The following is a 19,517-nucleotide window of genomic DNA, read 5'->3' on the forward strand; positions in this document are numbered from 1 at the left end:
AGTAGATACTCTCGTATCTACTTTTTCTTGTAATACCCAAAGTCCAGAAAGAACCATCGTACATCACAGCGCCTTTTGTCTATTACTCAACTCTGTTTCCCATAACCCGGCATTCTACAGCCGGTAAAGCTTTTTTCCATTTTCCCAGGTGACCTTCATGACGGTTTCCGGGTCCACTCCCTTTAGCTGGCTGACAGCTTCCACCACATAGGGAAGATTCAGGGAAGAATTCCTTTTTCCCCGGTAGGGGACCGGAGCAAGATAGGGACAGTCTGTCTCCAGAACAATGGATTCCAGAGGTATATACTCCACCACCTCTTTCAGTTTCCTGGCATTGCTGAAGGTAAGGACACCTCCGATTCCAAGGAAGAATCCCATGTTCAGGTATTCCCTGGCCATTTCCCTGGTGTAGGAAAAACAATGGACAACGCCTCCTATATCCCCGGCCCCGGACGCCTTCATCATATCCAGGGTATCCTTTGCAGCATCCCTGCTGTGGATGATTATGGGAAGCTTTACCTGCCTGGCCAAATCCATCTGTGCCTCAAACCACTTTTTCTGTATGTCATGGGCCGGCTCCTCCCAGTAATAATCCAGGCCAATCTCACCCACGGCCTTTATCACCGGGCGGTCACACTGTTCCTTAATCCACTGAAGTCCCTCCTGGTCCATCTCCCCTGTCTCACTGGGATGGACTCCCACGGATCCGTATATCCAGTCATGGGCTTCGGCCAGTTTTATGGTACTCCGGCAGCTCTCCAGGCTGGCTGCCACATTCATGACCGCACCGATTCCGGCTTCCTGCAGACGTCCCAGAAGCTCTGTCCGGTCCTCATCAAATGCCTCATCGTCATAATGGGCATGGGTATCAAATATCATGATTTTATACTCCTTTTGCTATCCACATGCTCACCCCATACAGCACCAGAAAATGTACCGGATAAAACACGCAGAACATATATTTAAGCTGAAACGCCCCCCGCCTTCCATTGTACAGGACAATGGGCACAAAGGACAAGGCCGACACACAATAGCAGCTGATGCTCTCCACTGCACAGATTCCCACTCCGGCAACCAGCTGGGCCGTATCATTGCGGCGGAAGCAGTACATGGCGGCTATGAACAGCACTCCCACCACATTATAATCAAACTGCAGCACCCATGACAGAGCGCATCCTGCTGCCAGGGCAGCTGCCCGCAGCCCCAGGCTGTGGGTGTACTCCATAACAGCCATAACCAGAATGCCTGCAAACAGGGTAAACATCATATTCTGATAATGGGGATAGAATGGGGTATGGTATACAGCCAAATCAAAGGGCACCTCGGATAACAGGGCAAACAGCAGCATTCTGAGAGCGTACTGCCGGCGGTCCCTGGTGCGCACGAATTCCTCCGCTGTGAGATAGGCCAGAATGGGAAAGCCCAGTCTGCCCACATAGCGGCAGACCTGTCCCGCAATCAGCCAGTAATGACCGGAAGGCGTCAGCACCACCGCATGATAAAGAGCGCTGTCCGTTCCATGGAGAATCCCTCCCTGAATCACCACAGCACCGATATTATCAATAAGAATTGCCACAATTCCCAGAATCTTCAGCTGGTTTCCCGTAAGCCCCTGCCGGCGGCCGGCGTATGGACCGCGGCTGCGTTTTCTCCCCATATCGTACCCTCTTTAGGGCCATATAAGCCCCCTCATGTTTTAATTTCCTTTCATCATACTCCAAAATGGCGAAAATTGCAAGTTTCTCCCACTTTAGGTCGATTTTCCCATGATACAGGGTATACCCCTCCCATTTTCACCCAGATTTCAGTGCTTTTACATACAATTACAGGATTCCAATATTTTTTTGCTTATGCCTGCCCAGGATATGCGGCTTAAATCCGGAAGAGAGGCCGTATCTGCCGGAATGGCAGCTGCCCCACATTTTGCGCTGGCTGTTTCCTGAGCCATGCCGGTCATATCCAAACTCCGGCCTATGGCCTCTGCCAGACGCTGTTCAAATCCGGGAAGCTCCTGTTCAACCGGTTCATCCGCATTTACAATGGCGGGAAGGGACACAAATTCCACGGGACATGTTCCGATATTTTCCTCCAGCCAGGGCCTGACCCCCGGCAAATCCGTGCAGACCACCTTTAAGCCGCAGGCCAGGGCCTCTATCACCACAAGGGGAAGACCCTCATAAAAGGACGGGAGTACAAAAACATCTGCCTGGTTCATCTGTTCCGCCAGCCGGGACTGTTCCAGCCTTCCAAGAAATTTTACCGGATAAGGCGACTGCTCTGCCAGCTTCTCAATGGCTTCGTATTCCGGCAGATTTCCGTATCCGCCGGCCAGCCATACCTCAAGCTTCATGGACGCCGGAGCCTGTTGCGCAGGCGGCACCTGCCCCTGCCTATCCTGCCCCTGCCTATCCTGCTCCTGCCGCTCTATGCCCTCTCCCTGGCACTCCGCCAGATACGTCAGGCTGCGCAGCAGGCTCATAACCCCCTTTTTTTCGGACAGCTTGCCTGCGTATATCAGCCGCCTGACCCCATCCGCCTTTTTAACCGGCATATACCGGAAAACAGAATCATCAAAGCCGCTTCCAATCACCTCCAGCCGTTCCTCCGGCACACCGTATACCCGGCTGATTTCCTCCTTCTGCTCCCTGTGGAGGCAGAACACCTTGTCCAGCTCCTTTATGCGGGCCAGGATATAGTCCCGTTCCAGGCCGTTTTTCTTTACCTGGCGCAGGCCCGTGCCATGGCATATGGCTGCTGTTTTATACTGGGGGAATGCCTCCCGCACCACGGCTGTAAGCAGATACAGATGGTGGCACAGAATCAGGTCCGGCCGGAAGCCCTCCACCGCCTCCCTGGTCTTTTCCAAAAACGCCTGTTTAAACGCATCCACCATATCGCCTGTCATCCGGCTGTATACGGTGCTCTCATAGGGCATCTCATCCGACATTCCCGCTATGGGAAAGGGCAGGCTTTCTGTCCTGTAATACACAGGATAGACCTGGGTCCCCTCAGGAAAATGCATCTCATCCTCCTTATAGACGCCTGCCACCACTGCCTGCTCATGCCCCAGTGCAGCAAACCCTTTTACCAGACCGGTGAGATAAACACCGCTCCCCGTGCTATGGGGTTTCTGGGCCGTTATGCTCAGTATCCTCATAATCCCCTCCGTTTCTCCTGAAAACATGTAATAAAACACATTATCTAAAACAGGAGCAGGTCATCACCGCCCGCTCCTGCCGTCCGGGCAGCCATGAAACGCATATGCATTCAATCACTCCTGCCCGGTATATATCCTATTCTTATTAACATTTTGTCAGCAGATTTCTGCTCCTGCCGGCATACTCTTCTCCGGTGTCATAAGCGCCAGATTGCCCTCTGCATCCTCTGCGCAGAGAATCATGCCCTCAGACACCATGCCTGCCAGCTTGGCCGGCTTTAAGTTGGTCACCACCATAACCTTCTTGCCCACCATCTCCTCAGGAGAGTAGTAAGCCTTTATGCCGCTCAAAATCTGGCGCACCTGGCTTCCAATCTTTACCTGGGAACAGAGAAGCTTCTTGGACTTGGGAACTGCCTCGCACTTGATGATTTCTCCCACCTGGAACTGAAGCTTTGCAAAATCATCATAGGTAATCTCCGGCTTGGCCTCCAGGTCAATGCCGCTGTCCTCTGCCTGCCCGGATGCTCCGTCCCCGCCGCCAGCCTGGTTTGTGTCTGCCGCAGCCTCTGCCGCATGCATGGCCTCTACCTTCTCCAGCACTTCCTTGATATCCATACGTGCGAAGAGAATCTCCGGCTTATCCGTCACCTTCTGTCCGCTTGGGTACAGTCCAAAGGTATCCATCTGGGACAAACCGCGCTTGCCTGTACGAATCTGCGCCAGAATCTTCTCAGATGTCTCAGGCATGAAGGAATACAGCAGGGAAGCCCCAATGGCAATGGCCTCAGTCAGATTGTAAAGTACGGTGGAAAGCCTGTCCTTCTGTTCCTCATCCTTAGCCAGTGTCCAGGGTGTGGTCTCATCGATATACTTGTTGCATCTTCTGAAAATGTTGAAGATTTCCGTCATGGCATCCGCCACGCGCAGCTGCTCCATCTTGGCATCCGCTTTCTTCACTTCCTCCAGCACTACCTTCTTAAGGTCCTCGTCCACCTCCTGGGAAACACCCTTGTCGCTGACCACGCCGTCAAAATACTTGTTGCTCATGGAAATGGTCCGGTTCACCAGGTTGCCCAGTATATTAGCCAGGTCAGAGTTCATGCGCTCCACCATCAGCTCCCAGGAAATAACGCCGTCATTGTCAAAGGGCATCTCATGAAGCACAAAATAACGCACGGCATCCACGCCGAAAAAGTCCACCAGCGTATCTGCATAGAGCACATTGCCCTTGGACTTGCTCATTTTGCCGTCGCCCTGCAGAAGCCATGGATGGCCAAATACCTGCTTGGGAAGGGGCACGCCCAGAGCCATCAGGAAGATGGGCCAGTAAATGGTATGGAAACGGATGATATCCTTTCCAATCAGGTGCAGGTCTGCGGGCCAGAACCGCTTAAACTGGTCTGTGCTATTGCCGTCACAATCATATCCAATACCCGTGATATAGTTAGTCAGCGCATCCAGCCATACATAGGTAACATGCTTTGAATCAAAATCAACCGGTATGCCCCAGCTGAAGGTGGTCCTGGACACACACAAATCCTGAAGGCCCGGAAGCAGGAAGTTATTCATCATCTCATTCTTCCTGGACACAGGCTGGATGAACTCGGGATGCTCATTGATATACTCAATCAGCTTGGGAGCGTACTTGCTCATGCGGAAGAAATATGCCTCCTCCTTGGCAGGCTTTACCTCGCGCCCGCAGTCAGGACACTTGCCGTCCACCAGCTGGGACTCAGTGAAAAAGGATTCACAGGGAGTGCAGTACAGCCCCTCGTAGTATCCCTTATAGATATCGCCCTGGTCGTAAAGCTTCTTGAAAATCTTCTGCACCTGGGCCTCATGGTCCTGGTCCGTGGTACGGATGAACTTGTCATAGGAAGTGTTCATCAAATCCCAAATCCGCTTTATCTCAGCAGCAGCCTTGTCCACAAACTCCTTCGGAGTCACGCCCGCTGCCTGGGCCTTTTCCTCAATCTTCTGGCCATGCTCGTCCGTGCCTGTCTGGAAGAACACGTCAAGTCCCTGCTCCCTCTTATATCTGGCTATGCTGTCAGCCAGAATGATTTCATAGGTATTGCCGATATGCGGCTTGCCGGAAGCATAGGCAATGGCCGTGGTAATATAATATGGTTTTTTACAATCCTGACACATATGATTAAATCCCTCTTTTTCTGAGCGGAAACAAAGGGCCGGGACAGAGCCTGCCTGTATCATGCTCTGGCTGTCACAGCGCCCAATCCGCTTATTTTAATAGTTTTAAGTATAAGCGTTTCCCCCATGTTCGTCAAGACGTGCCCCCTGTTTTTTCCCTCTTTGGAAAGGCCCGGCAGTTTTTTCACTGCTCATAAGTTGTAATTTCCGCTCATATACTATATAATGTCGTAATACAAAACAGAACAGACACCCCAATGGAGGATTTGTTTAGAATGAGACAACGAAAAACCATATTTTTACAATACCTTTTATCCCTGCTCCTGGTCATAAGCCTGACAGCCGGATGCACGGCGCCCGCACGCCCTCAGGCTTCCGCTCCGCCGGCAAAGGAATCCGCTGCCCGGGAAAGCACACAGTCCTATGAACAGTATGAAAAGAAAACCCTTGATGCCCAGACGTCCTTTGACCAGCTGACCACGGACCTGTTCCTGGATGAAGTTGACAATTCGCTTATCACGCTTCACTACACCCTGGCCAATCCGGCCGCCTACGGCATCACTGACTACGATAAAACCCTGGGGACCGTATCCCTGGAGGACAGTAAACAGGCTCTGAATGATGCCAAATCCCTGAAAGTACAACTAAATGACATTGACAGCCGGCTGCTCCGTGAAGACCAGCTGCTCACATACAATATCCTGTCGTCCTATTTAAACACCATGCTGACCAGTGAAGGTCTGGAGCTCTATGACCAGCCTCTTTCCTCATCCCTGGGCATACAGGCACAGCTTCCCATACTGCTGTCCGAGTATGTATTCTACAGCAAGCAGGACGTAGAGGATTACCTGTCCCTTTTATCCTCCATAGACACCTACTATGACAGCATCATTGCCTTTGAAAAGGAAAAGACCGCTGCCGGCCTGGGACTGTGCGACACGGTCATTGACCGCATCCTCAAATCCTGCAATGCATATCTGCTGGATGCAGACCACAGCTTCATGGCAGAAACCTTTGCGGAACGCCTGGAGCAGGTGGAAGGTCTGACAAAGCAGGAAAAGGATGATTTCATTGCCAGGAACCATACTGCCATTGACGAACATTTCGTACCTGCATACCAGAAGCTGATTGAGGGACTGACTCCCTTAAAAGGAACCGGAACCAATGACAAGGGACTGTATTACTTCCCTCAGGGCCAGAAATATTACCAGTACCTGGTCAATGCATATACAGGAACATCCTATCAGGATATTCCTGCCCTGAAAAAGGCCATGAGCAGCCAGATGATGGATGACCTGACCGCTATGGATGAGCTGCTGACCGAAAATCCCACCCTGGGAAAAAAACTGTACTCCTATTCCTTTTCCCTCACCGACCCAAACCAGATTCTGGAGGATTTGAGAAAACAGTGTGCAAAGGATTTCCCGGCCATTGAGGATTATACCTGCAGCATAAAAAATGTTCCGGCTGCCCTGGAAGCCACCCTGAGCCCGGCCTTCTACCTGACCGTACCCATTGACCGTCCTCAGGACAATTCCATCTACATCAACAACGGGAGCACCAACACAGCCAGGAACCTGTATTCCACCCTGGCCCATGAGGGCTATCCCGGCCATATGTACCAGACCCTCTATTTCAACAAACATAACAGCTGCAACCTGCGAAAGCTCCTGAGCTTCAGCAGCTATTCCGAAGGCTGGGCCACCTATGTGGAATACTATTCCTACAGCCTGAACAACGGCCTGGACCCGGACCTTGGAGAACTGCTCCAGCACAATGCAGCCTTTACCCTTGCCCTGTATGCCATCCTGGATGTGAACATACACTATGAAGGCTGGGACATCAAGCAGGTGGAGGATTATTTGAACCACTACTTCCGCATCAGCGATTCTTCCGTCATCACCACTATTTATTATGACATTGCGGAGAATCCTGCCAACTACCTGGAATATTATGTGGGCTACCTGGAAATCCTGGGAATGCAGCGGGAAGCCAAAAAAACCCTTGGAAGCCGCTATACCAACATGGAATTCAACCGTTTCCTCCTGGATATCGGACCCGCTCCCTTCAGCGTCATCAAACCCTATTTTGCAGAGTGGCTGACCCGGCAGAATGAGGCCGGACAGAAGGCGGTTGAAAGCCAGAATCCAGGCAGTAACCAGCGGACAGACGGATAAAATAAAACAGTCTTACGCCATCCATGCATGGCCTGAACCATATACGTATCATAAAGCAGGATTTGCTTCCCCAACGGGAGAAATCCTGCTTTATTATATTAAAATCCCCATTCAGTTAAGCCGCAGACATCCATAACCGGTTATCCCCGTCCGCCTTCCCAGCCCCTTTATCCGGAACCATTAACGCTCTTTCCTTTTCCGTTTCAATTTCCCCATAACAGACAGACCTCCCGCCACTCCTGTAAAAATCCCCAGCAGCACAGATGCCCGTACAAGCCCCGGAAATACCTGGGCTTCAGTGAGAAGCCCGCCTTCCAGCCCGCCCAGACTTCCCATGCCGTCCAGGTCGGCCACCGCAAAGGCAAGGCCCCATCGGTACAGCCAGAACAGAAGAATCAGCGGAATGACCACCCCTGCCGCCCCCATGACAACGGCCTCCGCCATAAAAGGAATCTTCACAAAGCCTTCCCGCGCTCCCATAAGCCGCATAACCCTTGTTTTCTCCTTCTGGGCCTCAATGCCCACGGACAGGGTATTATGAATCAGCAGCACTGATATCAGGACTAAAAGCACTGCGCTTCCGGTAATCAGACGGGCCGCGCCCTGGCGCAGCCTTAAAAGCGCCATAACCGTATCCGCCGAATGGGTGGTTTTCCTCACGCCTTCAAGGCCCTCGGCATACTCCACAAACCCCTCCTGGCTGCCAATCCGGTCTATATACACCTGATAATTTCCACTGGCGGCCAGAGGATTATCCTCCTCAAAAATTCCGTCCAATGCCTCTGCATTTTCGTAATACTTCTCTTTAAATCCGCTCCAGGCCTCGTCCGCCGACACATACACGGTCCGCAGCACCTCCGGACGGCTCTGAATCAGATTTCCAATCTCCTCCACCCGTTCCGGCAGGATACCCTCATCAAAGAATACAGCCACATAGACTTCCTGCTCCGTCCTCTTTACCATACTGTCCACATTGGCCGCCGCCAGATAAAAAAGGCCGAACAGAAAAATACAGGCCGACATGGTAATGACAGACGCAGCCGTATACACTCTGTGATGCCACAGGTTTTTAAACCCCAGGCGGAACAGGTAAAGCAATGTCCTAATGCCCATATGCCATTCCCTCCCTTGCAAGGTCCCTCACCACCTGTCCCCGGCGCAGCACCACCTGCCTTCTGTGCATGCTCCTCACCAGCTCCTGATTGTGTGAAACCACCAGTACCGTGGTCCCCTGACTGTTAATCCGCTCCAGCAGACGCATGACGTCCTCTGCATTCTTCTGGTCCAGATTGCCCGTAGGCTCATCCGCCAGAAGCAGCACCGGACGGTTCACAATTGCCCTGGCAATGGCTGTGCGCTGTTTTTCCCCTCCTGAGAGCTGGTCCGGATAATACCCTGCCTTTGACGCAAGCCCCACCTGGTTCAATACCTCCATAACCCTGCGCTTCATGGTTTTGTATTCCGCCTCCACGACCCGCTGGGCAAATGCCACGTTTTCATATACCGTAAAATCAGAGAAAAGCCGGAAATCCTGGAATACCATACCGATATAGCGCCGGTACTGGTAAATCTGGCGCTCCCTGAGGCCTGCCAGCTCAATCCCATTGACCCGGATATTCCCCTGGGCAGGCTCTGTTTCCTTTAAAATAAGCTCCAGCAGCGTGGTCTTTCCCGCGCCGCTGTCTCCCTCCAGAAACACCAGCTCCCCCCTGTCAACCTTCAGGCTCACATTATCCAGGGCCTTTTGCCCGTTTCCGTATATTTTAGTAACCCTGTCAAAGAAAATCATACTGTTGTCCACTGCAAACCTCTTTTCCGGGAAATTTATCCACAATCACATATCCTTATTCTGAAGCTTATAAACAAAGGCAAGTATCTTGGCCACGGTCTGATAATATTCCTCTGGAATCTCCATATCTACGTCCACCGTATCATACAATCCTCTGGCCAGAGGCCTGTCCTCCATGATATACACACCGCTGGCCTCCGCCACCTCCACTATCTTAAGGGCCAGATGGTCCGCGCCCTTGGCCAGCACAACCGGCGCCCTGTTTTTCCCGGAATCATACCCCAGGGCCACAGCGTAGTGGGTTGGGTTACGGATTACCACATCTGCATTGGGAACATTCTGCATCATACGCCTGGACGCCATCTGGCGCTGCTTCTCACGTATTTTCCCTTTAATCTGCGGGTCGCCTTCCGTCTGTTTGTACTCTTCCTTTATCTCCTGTTTGCTCATGCGCAGGTTCTTCTCATACTCCCACCATTGATAGAGATAGTCCACGGCTCCCAGAAATACAAAGGCAATTCCCACTGTGTCCACCAGGGAAACCACTGTATTCCCCACATAAATGAGGGCGGATGCAACTGTTCCCTCCATCAGTCCCGTCAGCTCCGCCAGCCTGCCCTTTAAAAAGAACCATACCACCCATCCCAGCACCGTAATCTTAATAAGGGACTTTAACAGTTCAATGACAGACCTCAGGGAAAACATACGCTTAAATCCCTTCAGGGGGCTGATTCTGTCAAACTTGAATTTTAGCACATCCCACGAAAATGCCATCCTGGTCTGGAAAAAGGTGACTATGACCGCCACCAGAACGCCGATAAAAAGCAGGGGCAGGGACGCCTTAAAGAACACCAGCACGGCCTTCATGAACAGTCCCTTCCCCCCTTCCTGCCAGAACACATCCGGCGATGAGGCATATGAAAAAAACAAGTGTATACACTCCCCAAAGCTCTCATACATCATAGGCGCCAGGGCCTTTAGGGAATGGAACAGGACCAGCAGCGAGCACACAGCGGCCACATCGCTGCTCTGGAACACATTTCCCTTTTTGCGTTCGTCCTGCCGCCGCTTTGGCGTGGCTTTCTCGGTCTTTTCCTCAGCAGCCACCTGTCACCACTTCCTCTCCCTGTATATTAAACATCCGGTTATCTGCAGCGCCCGGCATCTGCGGCATCCCGTCACCCGAACATCAGCAGCAGCTTCTGCGCCTCTGTCATCATGGCCTCTATATAGCGGTCCATAAATGCGCCCATGGGATAGGCAAACAGCATCATCAGCAGAATTCCCAGCAGAATCTTGCACTGTATGTTGATGACAAACACATGAATCTGGGGAATCAGCTTCATAAGCACCCCCATGGTCATCTCCAGGATGAACTCCGCCGCCACAAAGGGAAGAACCAGCTTTATCACCATGAGGAATACGGAACCAAACAGGGTTATGATATACCACAGAATACGTCCTCCCATTATAGCCCCTGCTCCCACCGGCACCACCTGGTAGCTGTAGGCAAAGAGCCGCACCATGGTCAGATGGCAGCCAGACGCAAAAAAATAAAGATAAAAAAACACGTTGACAAACTGGCCCAGAATAGCAGTCTGGACTCCGCCTGCCGGGTCCATGACCTTTCCCATGGCCAGTCCGAACACCGTGTCCAGAAAGTCTCCTGCCACATAGAGCATATAAAAAAACATGTGAAACACACAGCCAATCACCAGCCCCAGTATCACTTCCCTTATCAGGGCCTCCACCATATCAAAGGTGTTAAAGGCCATGACATGACCTGCCCCGTTTCTGACTCCGGGCGCAATAAGAAGGCTGAGGGCCAGCACCAGGCCGGTCCGCACCATGGGCGGAACGCCTTTGCGTGAAAACACGGGATTGATAAAAACCAGTCCCCCCATTCTCGCAAAGACCAAAAGAAAAATGTCAAAATACTCAAATATACCGCTGTCCATACCACACCACTCTCATCAAAGAGCTGCCATAATGGCAAACAGCTCCACCACAAACTCATTCATGACCTTGCTCATCCAGGACCCTAGGGCTAACAGCACCAGGGCAATGACAATCAGCTTGGGTACGAACGTAAGAGTCTGCTCATGAATCTGGGTGGCTGCCTGGAATATGGCCACCAGAAGCCCCACCGCTATGCTTATAATGAGAAGGGGGCCTGCGATTTCAAATGCAACCAGCATGGCCTCCTTCATGATTTCCATTACCTGTTCAGCGCTCATATCTTTTCCTCCTCAGAATGTAATCAGAGTGTCATCCCAGACTGTCACCGGAAGCTCTGGACCAGGGTCTTAATCACCAGGCTCCACCCATCCACCAGCACAAACATCATAATTTTAAAGGGAAGTGCAATCATGGTAGGCGGCAGCATAACCATTCCCATGGACATCAGTGTGCTGGACACAACCAGGTCGATAATCAGAAAGGGAATAAATATAAGGAATCCCATGGTAAATGCCTTGTTCAGCTCACTGAGGATAAAGGAAGGCACAATGGTGGTAAGACCCAGCTTCATATATCCCTCCTGTCCCTGGGATACATCCGGCGGCTGGGTTTTGGATATGGACAGGAAAAGGTCCAGACTCTTTTTCTCAGTCTGTTTCAGCATGAATTCCTTCATGGGCTCCTGGGCCCGCTCAAAGGCCTCCTCCCTTGTAATCCGGCCTTCCCGGTATGGCTGGTAGGCCTGGGTATTCACAGAGGCAATAACAGGGCTCATGATAAACAGGGTCAGAAACAAGGCAAGCCCTACCAGGATTTGGTTGGGCGGCGACTGCTGTGTGCCCAGAGCATTGCGCAGAAAAGACAGCACAATCACAATCCTGGTAAAGCTTGTCATCATGATAATCAGGGACGGGACCACAGCCAGGAACAGGAATAGGAACATGATGTCCAGCATATCCATGGGTTTGCCTGTGCCGGAAGCTCCCTGCAGGGTCAGGGATACATCCGTTGCATAAGATGTGACAGCGCCCGGCGCCCACATACAGACCAGCGCCCCTGCTCCTATGATTCTCCCTGTCTTTCGCAGTATCTTACTCATGATTCTTTTCTCCTGCCTTTTTCTCCTGCCTGTCCTTCTGTCCCTTTTCCTGGAAATGCCCCTTCATCTGGGATGACAGAAGGGAAATAAAATCAGGCGGTGTTTCCGCTGCCCCCTTCTTATCATAGGACTCCAGCTCTTCTATTTTGGATATCCCGCCAGGGGTTATCCCCATCAGGAAAATCCGCTCCTGCACCTTTACCACCAGCAGATAGGCATCACGGCCCAGGGCCATCTGGTCCAGAATCTCCATTCCCCCGGTCCTCTGGGCCCGTCCCATTCCCCGGCCCAGCATCCTGGTGGTGTAATAGGCCAGTACCAGCACCGCAATAAGGACAACAAGGTAAAACAGTATTTTTAAAAATGCCATATTATTCCCTCTTGCCCATGACCTCGGTGATACGCGCCCCGAAATGCTCCCCGGTCACCAGCACATCGCCTCTGCCAATCAGCTCGCCATTGACAACCACATCAGCCGGGGAGCCAGCCTGCTTATCCAGCACCAGCACCTGTCCCTCCTTAAGGGAAAGCACGTCCTTTACACTGCACACCGTGCTGCCAAGCCGTACTGATACATCCAGCGTGATATCCAGCAGCTTCTTTTTGTCTTCCCCTATCTGTTCTTTGGAATATTCAATGGGCGTGTACTTAAACTCCGGAAACGACACCTCCTGGACAGCAATGGCCTCCTTATGCTCCGCCATCTGTATTCCCGTCTCCTGTTCAGGCATATCGGCCATATCCGGTATCCCCATGACCTGTTTCAGCGCCTGGTCGGCAATGATATATGCATCTGATTCCACAACACCGTCAATGACATAGTGGAGGCCCATTAAAAGTACGGAATCCTCGGCCCTCCAGCTGCGGATAATATCCTGAATCCTCTCCGTATTGTCAAAGGCCGATATCCTGGTTATGGAATCCCGCATATCCCTGCCCAGGAAATCGTTGAGCTCATCCATGGCCGCGCCCACACATTGGGAGGCAACCTCCCTTAAGGTGCTCAGGGCAATCTCATCCAACGGGCTCAGGGTATCCACCGGTACCCCCATGATATAGTTGGTAAGCCTTATCATATCTTCCTTTGCAAATATGTACAGCTGGTCCGCAGACATTCCCCTGACCGCCTTCCGGCTCTCTATGACCACATTAAAATGAGGCAGGCTCTCCGCCAGGGCGCCTGTGTCCGTTTCCTCCACATTGGACACCGACATCTTCACACTTCTGCCCAGAAGGGAGCCCAGTATATTGCATATAGGAACCGCCTCCATCTCCGTCAGTTCCTTGATGGCTTCTTTGTCCATTGATAACATGCCTTTTCCTCCCGGCTACAATTCACTGCTGATTTCCACGGCCTTGCGCATCTTTGTCTGGCCCGCCCTGGCCTCAAAACAGGCCACATCCTCCACATACAGGGACACGGCACTGTCAACCTTTTTATTAAGGGGAATCACATCCCCCGGAGCGAGCTGCAGTATGTCCTGGGCATCCAGGGTAAATTCATGAAGGATGGCCCTCAGCTCCACCTCGGATTCCAGCAGGTGCTGTTCAATATAGCTCCGTTTGGATTTCTGTTTGTCCTCATCCAGTTTCTTATGACTGACCGCAAAGGAATAGCCGAACTTGGAAGTGAGCTCCTCCACATTAGGAGCAGGCATCACCATATTGAGTCTGGCCCTCAGCTTCTCAATCACCACCTCCAGCTCCACCTGGATGACCACATCCTCCTGGGCGCTCATCTGAAGCAGGTGGGGATTGGTCTGAAGCCCGGTCAGGGACGCCTCAATGTCCAGGTACTGTCCCCAGGCTTCCCCTATAAATTCGGTGATTTTCTGCAGGACGTACTGTAAAATGGCCTTTTCAATGTCCGTAAAATCCCTTGACAAATCATACTCCGACCCAACTCCGCCTAAAAGCCTCTCAATCATAAAAAACGCCAGCCTGGTATCCACTTCCATGGTCAGAGGCGCCTCATTGTAATCCTTATTTGCCGGACTCATGGTAATCATTCCGAAAAGGGAATGGTCCTGCACAGAGCTGCTGAATTCCTGGTAACGCTTCTCCACAATACTGTTGATATTAATCTCACAGAAAGACTGGAGAAGACCTGTGAGATACGGCGCAAGGGCACGGGCAAAGCTGTCGTACAGATTTTCCACCGTGCTCATGCGTTCCTTTGTAAATTTCTTTGGTGATTTAAAATCGTAGCTCTTAATCACTGGCTGTTCCTTCCTGCATCATAGTCTCATCCCCGGGCATGGTCACCGGGAACAGGGGGTCCATTGTCTCCATTCCTTCGGCCGTATCCGGCGGCTTATATCCATTTCCAAGAATAATCATATCCACCCGCCGGTTCTGCTCACGGCCTTCCCTGGTTGTATTATCCGCAATGGGATAATATTTTCCATAGCCTCGGCAAATCAGCTTCCTGGGATTGATTCCCACCTGTTCCTCCAGATAAATGGCCACATTATCCGCCCTCTCTGAAGACAGAAGCCTGTCGTTAATCAGGGAGTTTGCGGCCTGGGCCGTGTGTCCGTTTATGTAGATAGCAAGGATATTGTCCTGCTTTTCCTTAAGCATAATTCCGACTGCATCCAGCATGGATTTGCTGGCGTCTGTCAGATACGCATTGTCAGGTGCAAATAACAAATCATTCTTAAAACGGATGTACACTGCGTTCTCACTGTTGCTGACAACCGCGTCCAGATTCTCGGAGTCAAAATAAGTCTGTATATCCCTGGCCATGTCAGCCATTTCCCTGGCTGATGCCTGGTATTGCTGCGATGTCTGGTACTGCTGCGACGGCACCGCCGCATCTTCCGGCGCTTCTGCGCCTTCCCCTACAACCGGATATTTCAAATCCGAGGGCACATCCTCAATTTTAGTCTTTGCCTCGATTCCCAGCTGCCTCTGCATGGCAGATGCAACCTCCTCCAGCTTGGTCAGGTTTACATTTGATATGCTGTATAATAATACGAAAAAGGTCAGGACAAGGGTTATCATATCCGCGTAGGTATTTAACCACTCCTGGCCTCCTTCTTCATCCTTCTGCCTTTTCATTTATTTACCAATCTCCAGTGCTTTTAAAGCCATGCTTTTTGCAACATTAAGGGCCGTGACGTTTGCCTCATAGGCGCGGGTGGCGGCCATCAGGTCCACCATCTCCTCTGCACTGTTTACATTGGGCATCATCACATATCCATCCTCATCGGCATCCGGATGGTCCGGGTCATAGACCGGTACCGGAGGATTCTGGCTCTCCACCACTTCCTCCACAAATACGCCGCCATTCTCCGCCTTAGTCATGGCTTTGCCCAGCTCATTCTTAAAGCTCAGGGCATTCTCCCTGAACACTACCTGCTTTCTCCTGTAGGGACCGCCCTCAGCTGTCCTGGTGGTGTTCTGGTTTGCCAGGTTCTGCATGATGATATCCGTACGGAACCGCTCTGCTGTCAGCGCGGAACCTGTTATATTAAGAGAATCCAAATACCCCATATCTGTCTCCTTTATTTGCCTGTGTTGTTAATGACATACCGCAGGGTGGACAGCCTGCCTGACACGCGCCCCGTGAGGGCTGCATACTGTGTATAGGCCTTCCACAGCTCCAGTTCTTCCTTTTCCACCTGGACATTATTGCCGTCCGGCCTGGCCTGGGTGGTTCCGTCTTCCTCCACCACGGGCTTTGCAATCCGCTCTGTCCCCTGGGCAGTCTCGCGGAATACATCCCTGAACTCCACTTTCTTGGCCTTATATCCAGGTGTTTCCACATTGGCAATGTTGTGGCTGGCAATCTGCTGCTTCAGCCACATGCCATCCATCCCTCTCTCCAGGGCTCCCAAGGCCCTGTCATCAAATAACGGCATGTTTTGCCTCCTTATCTCTCATCAGCCCGTATGGCCTATGCGTACCTGCTTGTCTGCCTGGGCAAATGCTTCCTTCAGTTCCGTTATCATGGGGAGAATCTCCTGTACCGTGTCCGGACTCTTCCTCACATTGGCCTGAATAATCTGGTAATTAAAATACTCATAGAGAGAAGACAGTCCCTTGGAAACCGGATACTGCTGGTCCAGCGTGGATGCCAGATGACTGATAATGGCCTGAGCCTTCTTAAAATGGGTATTGGTCGCTTCATAGTCCCCTGTCTCCAGTCCCAGAAGGCCCTTGTTCAGACAGTTGATTGTCTCATCGAACAAAAGGTTAATCATATCTCCCTGGGTCATGGTCATTATGGACTGCTGCTTATATTTTGCATATGGATTCTGCATAGTGATTACTCCTTCATCATGATGAGAACTGCTGGGTAAGCCAGGAACTCTGGCTGTTCATATTCGATATAGCCTGCTCCATGGCATTAAACTGATTCCAGTACCGGGTCTTTTCCAGCTGATACTTGGTATTCAGGTTGGAAAGTGTCTCTGAAATGTGCTTCATCTCCTCATAGAGGGTATTGCTGGTGGTAAGTACGTCCTTTGTGCCTGCGTAGCGCACCATGGTTCCGGGGCTTCCGCTGCTGACATTGGCAGCCTCCTTAAGGGCATTCTGCATGCCGACTCCCAGCCCCTGGTCCCTGTCCGTAAACAGCGTGCATATGGCATCCGCATTGGTGGCAACCATGGATTTAAGAACATCCTCATCAATGACCAGCTTACCGTTGTCCCTCCAGTTATCGGATGTCTCGATACCGATATCATAAAGTGACAGCCCCGCGCCCTCCACACTGCTGTAAAGAACCATTCTCATATCGCCCAGAAAGCTGGTGATGTTGGCGTCATTGTGAAGAAGTCCCTCCTTGGATTTTTCTTCCCAGAGTTCAATCTCCTTGTCGCTCATTTCCTTCTTCTGGTCGTCTGTGAGAGGCGCATATTTTTTGTAGTTTGCAGTCTCTTTCAGATGTGCATTCAGTTCTTCCACAAGTGTGTTGTAATCTTCTACAAAACTCTTCAAACTGTCTACTATTTTATCAGTATCACGGGACGTAGTCAAGCTTATTGGAGCACCAGTATCATGATACTCCGAGGTTAATTCCATGGTAATTCCATCCAGCTCAAAGGTATTTGTATTCCGTTCAATGACAGTGCCGTCTACGGTCAGTACGGCGTTCTGGCCGGCGGTTACGTCGGCGGTCATTTGCGACGAAAATGTAATTCCATCCTGCCCAAACAGACTGTTCATGAGGGCTTTTCCGTTTGTATCCGTTCCTTCCATGGTAAATCCCTTTGATGTGCCTTGTATCTGTATTTTACCATCCGATGTATAGCTTACTGTTACACCAGCCCCGGCTTTGTTCTGAATCTCTGCTGCTAAATCCGCAAAGTTTTTAGGAATACTTAAATTGTTTACATTAATCTCCTGTGAAGTTCCATCTTCCAGAGTTAACTTTAATTTGCCTTTTAAAATACCAGTATCATTTACTACATTGGATGTTACTGTTTTAATGTTGGGAACACTCTGAATTGATTTCTTTCCGAACATTATTTCTACCGGATTCTTTTTTATTATATTGCCATCCGGGTCGGTTATATCACCTTCCACTCCCTCAATTTTCACATTCCCGGTCAGCCCCGTTATATTAAACCGGCCATCCTTATACTCTACCTTAGCATTTCCCCCAATGGCCGCCTGCAGCCGGTTCGCCACCGTTTCCAATGTAGTACTGCCAGTTATAGAAACCTCAGTCCCATTGACCTTTATTTTTCCAGCCATACCCGCGGCATCCCAAGTGGTATCCTTGCCAAGGACATTCGTCTCTCCTCCGGCAAACCCAAACACATCTGCTCCGCCGTTCGTTACATTATCGGATGTAAACGAAACCGCGTGTTCGGAAGACTGCACTGTCACGTAATTCATTCCTGCATTGTCAGGGTCTTCCTTCAGAGAAAAGTTCACCTTACCGCCGCCAAATTCTCTGGAAAGCTTGGAATTAACCGCGTCAATGACAGCCTGTGCATTCTTATAATTTCCAACGCCGTTTTTTCCTTCCAGTTTTACAGTGAAATCTGCTCCGTCCACCTGGAACGTAAGGGACTGGTCCCTTCCGCTGTTGAGATTATTTACTATAGCATCAAAATCCACGGAAGTTCCGCTGGTAATCTCCTGCGAAAACAGAGACGACTGGACACCTGTTGCCTCCACGCCAAACATGGTGGTCAGCAGATTCCCATAGGTCTGGGACATGGTTATATTGGATATCTCTCCGGTTGAAGATGATTCCATAATAAACTTGTCAGCCGCTGAAGAATAGGATACCCGTACCCCTGCATCGCTGCTGTTGATGGCGCTGATTACATCGCTGAGCGTGGAATCCCCGGTCAGTCCTTTTATGGTCACGCCGTTAATCTGGAATTCATACCGGTTTCCCTCAAGAGGGGTGGCAAAATTCATATTTTTTAAGGATGTACCGTAATCCAGCTTGTTGGAAAACCCGCCGGAAAATCCCAGGTTTGCAATCGTGTCATTGCTGCTGCCCGCCGTCTCTATGATAACCCTTCTGGAGGAATCAATTGCATTACTTGTGGCATTCCCGTTTCCGTCCAGCTTCACCAGCTTCATAACATTTATGCTGGTGCCGTCTGCGTCCGTTCCGGCCACCAGGTCCATTCCCACCGATGTTCCGAAATTCCGGTATAATGCCTGGTTTATATTATCAAGAGTATCCTGCTCTGTTGCCCCTTTTGTAAATGTTATAATCCTGTTTACGCCGTCCAAAGTAATGGAAAAGGAGTTCTCGCCCTCTGCCAATGCCGACAGATTTGCTTCCTGTCCTTTGGGCTCCCCTGTCACGGTCCCTGACGATTTGACCGTGCAGGCCTTTGCCAGCTGTGAAATCTCACTGATATTCATGGAGCTGACCGCATTGGACGAGACGGAGCTTATCTTAACGGCGCCGGAGCTGCTGATACCGGTCATGGTCTTAAACAGGCTCTGGCTCATAAGATTGGTCTGGCCCGAACCGTAATAAGAAAAATATTTATCGCTGAAGGTATTGATTTTCGTTATCAGGTCCCTGTAGATATCCTGTTTCCATTCAAGCTGCTGCTTTAATCCTGACTGTTTATCAATTTTAGTCTGGGTACCCATCAGAAGACTCTGGACAATACTTTCCGTATCCATGCCGGAGGCAAGACCTGATACATAATTCTTGTTGCCGTTACCGCTGACCGTATTGATTGATGACATTGT

At 50.9% G+C, this 19,517-nt stretch carries 19 protein-coding genes; 1 reads left to right on the plus strand and 18 read right to left on the minus strand.

Going from position 1 to position 19,517, the window contains the following annotated elements; translation table 11 throughout:
- Positions 1-114: 114 nt before the first annotated feature.
- The 4 genes from FGS84_RS23025 to metG all read right to left on the minus strand — a co-directional run bounded on the left by FGS84_RS23025 (position 115) and on the right by metG (position 5,374).
- Positions 115-879 carry a TatD family hydrolase gene (locus FGS84_RS23025; protein ID WP_138310661.1) on the minus strand — a complete coding sequence of 255 codons (765 nt, stop codon included), beginning with the start codon at positions 877-879 and terminating at the stop codon, positions 115-117.
- A gap of 4 nt (positions 880-883) precedes the next feature.
- A complete protein-coding gene (locus FGS84_RS23030; RefSeq protein WP_138310662.1) occupies positions 884-1,657 on the minus strand; it encodes a TraX family protein in 774 nt (257 codons plus the stop codon).
- A gap of 156 nt (positions 1,658-1,813) precedes the next feature.
- Positions 1,814-3,157 (minus strand): glycosyltransferase family 4 protein, encoded by a 1,344-nt coding sequence (locus FGS84_RS23035; protein WP_138310663.1) that lies wholly within the window; start codon positions 3,155-3,157, stop codon positions 1,814-1,816.
- A 156-nt stretch (positions 3,158-3,313) separates the two neighbouring features.
- Positions 3,314-5,374 (minus strand): methionine--tRNA ligase, encoded by a 2,061-nt coding sequence (metG, locus tag FGS84_RS23040; RefSeq protein WP_279232849.1) that lies wholly within the window; start codon positions 5,372-5,374, stop codon positions 3,314-3,316.
- 212 nt (positions 5,375-5,586) lie between these two features.
- On the opposite strand from metG, the gene FGS84_RS23045 reads away from it, so the two are divergent.
- Entirely contained in the window at positions 5,587-7,488 is a 1,902-nt protein-coding gene (locus FGS84_RS23045; protein WP_138310665.1) for a DUF885 domain-containing protein, read from the plus strand.
- 180 nt (positions 7,489-7,668) lie between these two features.
- Here the strand turns inward: FGS84_RS23045 and FGS84_RS23050 are convergent, their stop codons facing one another.
- The 14 genes from FGS84_RS23050 to fliD all read right to left on the minus strand — a co-directional run bounded on the left by FGS84_RS23050 (position 7,669) and on the right by fliD (position 19,514).
- Positions 7,669-8,601 (minus strand): permease-like cell division protein FtsX, encoded by a 933-nt coding sequence (locus FGS84_RS23050; protein ID WP_138310666.1) that lies wholly within the window; start codon positions 8,599-8,601, stop codon positions 7,669-7,671.
- Entirely contained in the window at positions 8,591-9,277 is a 687-nt protein-coding gene (ftsE, locus tag FGS84_RS23055; RefSeq protein ID WP_347563880.1) for a cell division ATP-binding protein FtsE, read from the minus strand. Before ftsE ends, FGS84_RS23050 begins: the two co-directional genes overlap by 11 nt.
- Positions 9,278-9,322: 45 nt before the next feature.
- Positions 9,323-10,384 (minus strand): flagellar biosynthesis protein FlhB, encoded by a 1,062-nt coding sequence (flhB, locus tag FGS84_RS23060; RefSeq protein WP_138310668.1) that lies wholly within the window; start codon positions 10,382-10,384, stop codon positions 9,323-9,325.
- 71 nt (positions 10,385-10,455) lie between these two features.
- The gene (locus tag FGS84_RS23065) at positions 10,456-11,235 is read right to left on the minus strand and encodes a flagellar biosynthetic protein FliR (protein WP_138310669.1); all 780 of its coding nucleotides are present in this window, start codon (positions 11,233-11,235) and stop codon (positions 10,456-10,458) included.
- A 15-nt stretch (positions 11,236-11,250) separates the two neighbouring features.
- Positions 11,251-11,514, minus strand: coding sequence for a flagellar biosynthesis protein FliQ (gene fliQ / locus FGS84_RS23070; protein WP_002566250.1), 264 nt, complete (start codon positions 11,512-11,514; stop codon positions 11,251-11,253).
- Between the two features lie 44 nt (positions 11,515-11,558).
- Positions 11,559-12,335 carry a flagellar type III secretion system pore protein FliP gene (gene fliP, locus FGS84_RS23075; RefSeq protein ID WP_138310670.1) on the minus strand — a complete coding sequence of 259 codons (777 nt, stop codon included), beginning with the start codon at positions 12,333-12,335 and terminating at the stop codon, positions 11,559-11,561.
- Positions 12,328-12,705, minus strand: coding sequence for a flagellar biosynthetic protein FliO (gene fliO / locus FGS84_RS23080; protein WP_138310671.1), 378 nt, complete (start codon positions 12,703-12,705; stop codon positions 12,328-12,330). Before fliO ends, fliP begins: the two co-directional genes overlap by 8 nt.
- Before the next feature lies 1 nt (position 12,706).
- Positions 12,707-13,648: a FliM/FliN family flagellar motor switch protein gene (locus tag FGS84_RS23085; RefSeq protein ID WP_138310672.1), complete on the minus strand. Its 942-nt coding sequence runs from the start codon at positions 13,646-13,648 to the stop codon at positions 12,707-12,709.
- Positions 13,649-13,663: 15 nt separating this feature from the next.
- Positions 13,664-14,554, minus strand: coding sequence for a FliM/FliN family flagellar motor switch protein (locus tag FGS84_RS23090; RefSeq protein WP_138310673.1), 891 nt, complete (start codon positions 14,552-14,554; stop codon positions 13,664-13,666).
- A complete protein-coding gene (locus FGS84_RS23095; protein WP_138310674.1) occupies positions 14,547-15,398 on the minus strand; it encodes a flagellar motor protein MotB in 852 nt (283 codons plus the stop codon). Before FGS84_RS23095 ends, FGS84_RS23090 begins: the two co-directional genes overlap by 8 nt.
- Positions 15,399-15,833, minus strand: coding sequence for a flagellar basal body rod protein FlgC (gene flgC, locus FGS84_RS23100; protein ID WP_138310675.1), 435 nt, complete (start codon positions 15,831-15,833; stop codon positions 15,399-15,401).
- 11 nt (positions 15,834-15,844) lie between these two features.
- A complete protein-coding gene (flgB, locus tag FGS84_RS23105) occupies positions 15,845-16,201 on the minus strand; it encodes a flagellar basal body rod protein FlgB (RefSeq protein WP_138310676.1) in 357 nt (118 codons plus the stop codon).
- A 21-nt stretch (positions 16,202-16,222) separates the two neighbouring features.
- Positions 16,223-16,603 (minus strand): flagellar export chaperone FliS, encoded by a 381-nt coding sequence (fliS, locus tag FGS84_RS23110; RefSeq protein WP_138310677.1) that lies wholly within the window; start codon positions 16,601-16,603, stop codon positions 16,223-16,225.
- A 16-nt stretch (positions 16,604-16,619) separates the two neighbouring features.
- Positions 16,620-19,514 (minus strand): flagellar filament capping protein FliD, encoded by a 2,895-nt coding sequence (gene fliD / locus FGS84_RS23115; protein WP_138310678.1) that lies wholly within the window; start codon positions 19,512-19,514, stop codon positions 16,620-16,622.
- Between the last annotated feature and the right edge of the window lie 3 nt (positions 19,515-19,517).

Source organism: Clostridium sp. 1001271st1 H5, assembly GCF_005845215.1.
GTDB lineage: Bacteria > Bacillota > Clostridia > Lachnospirales > Lachnospiraceae > Enterocloster.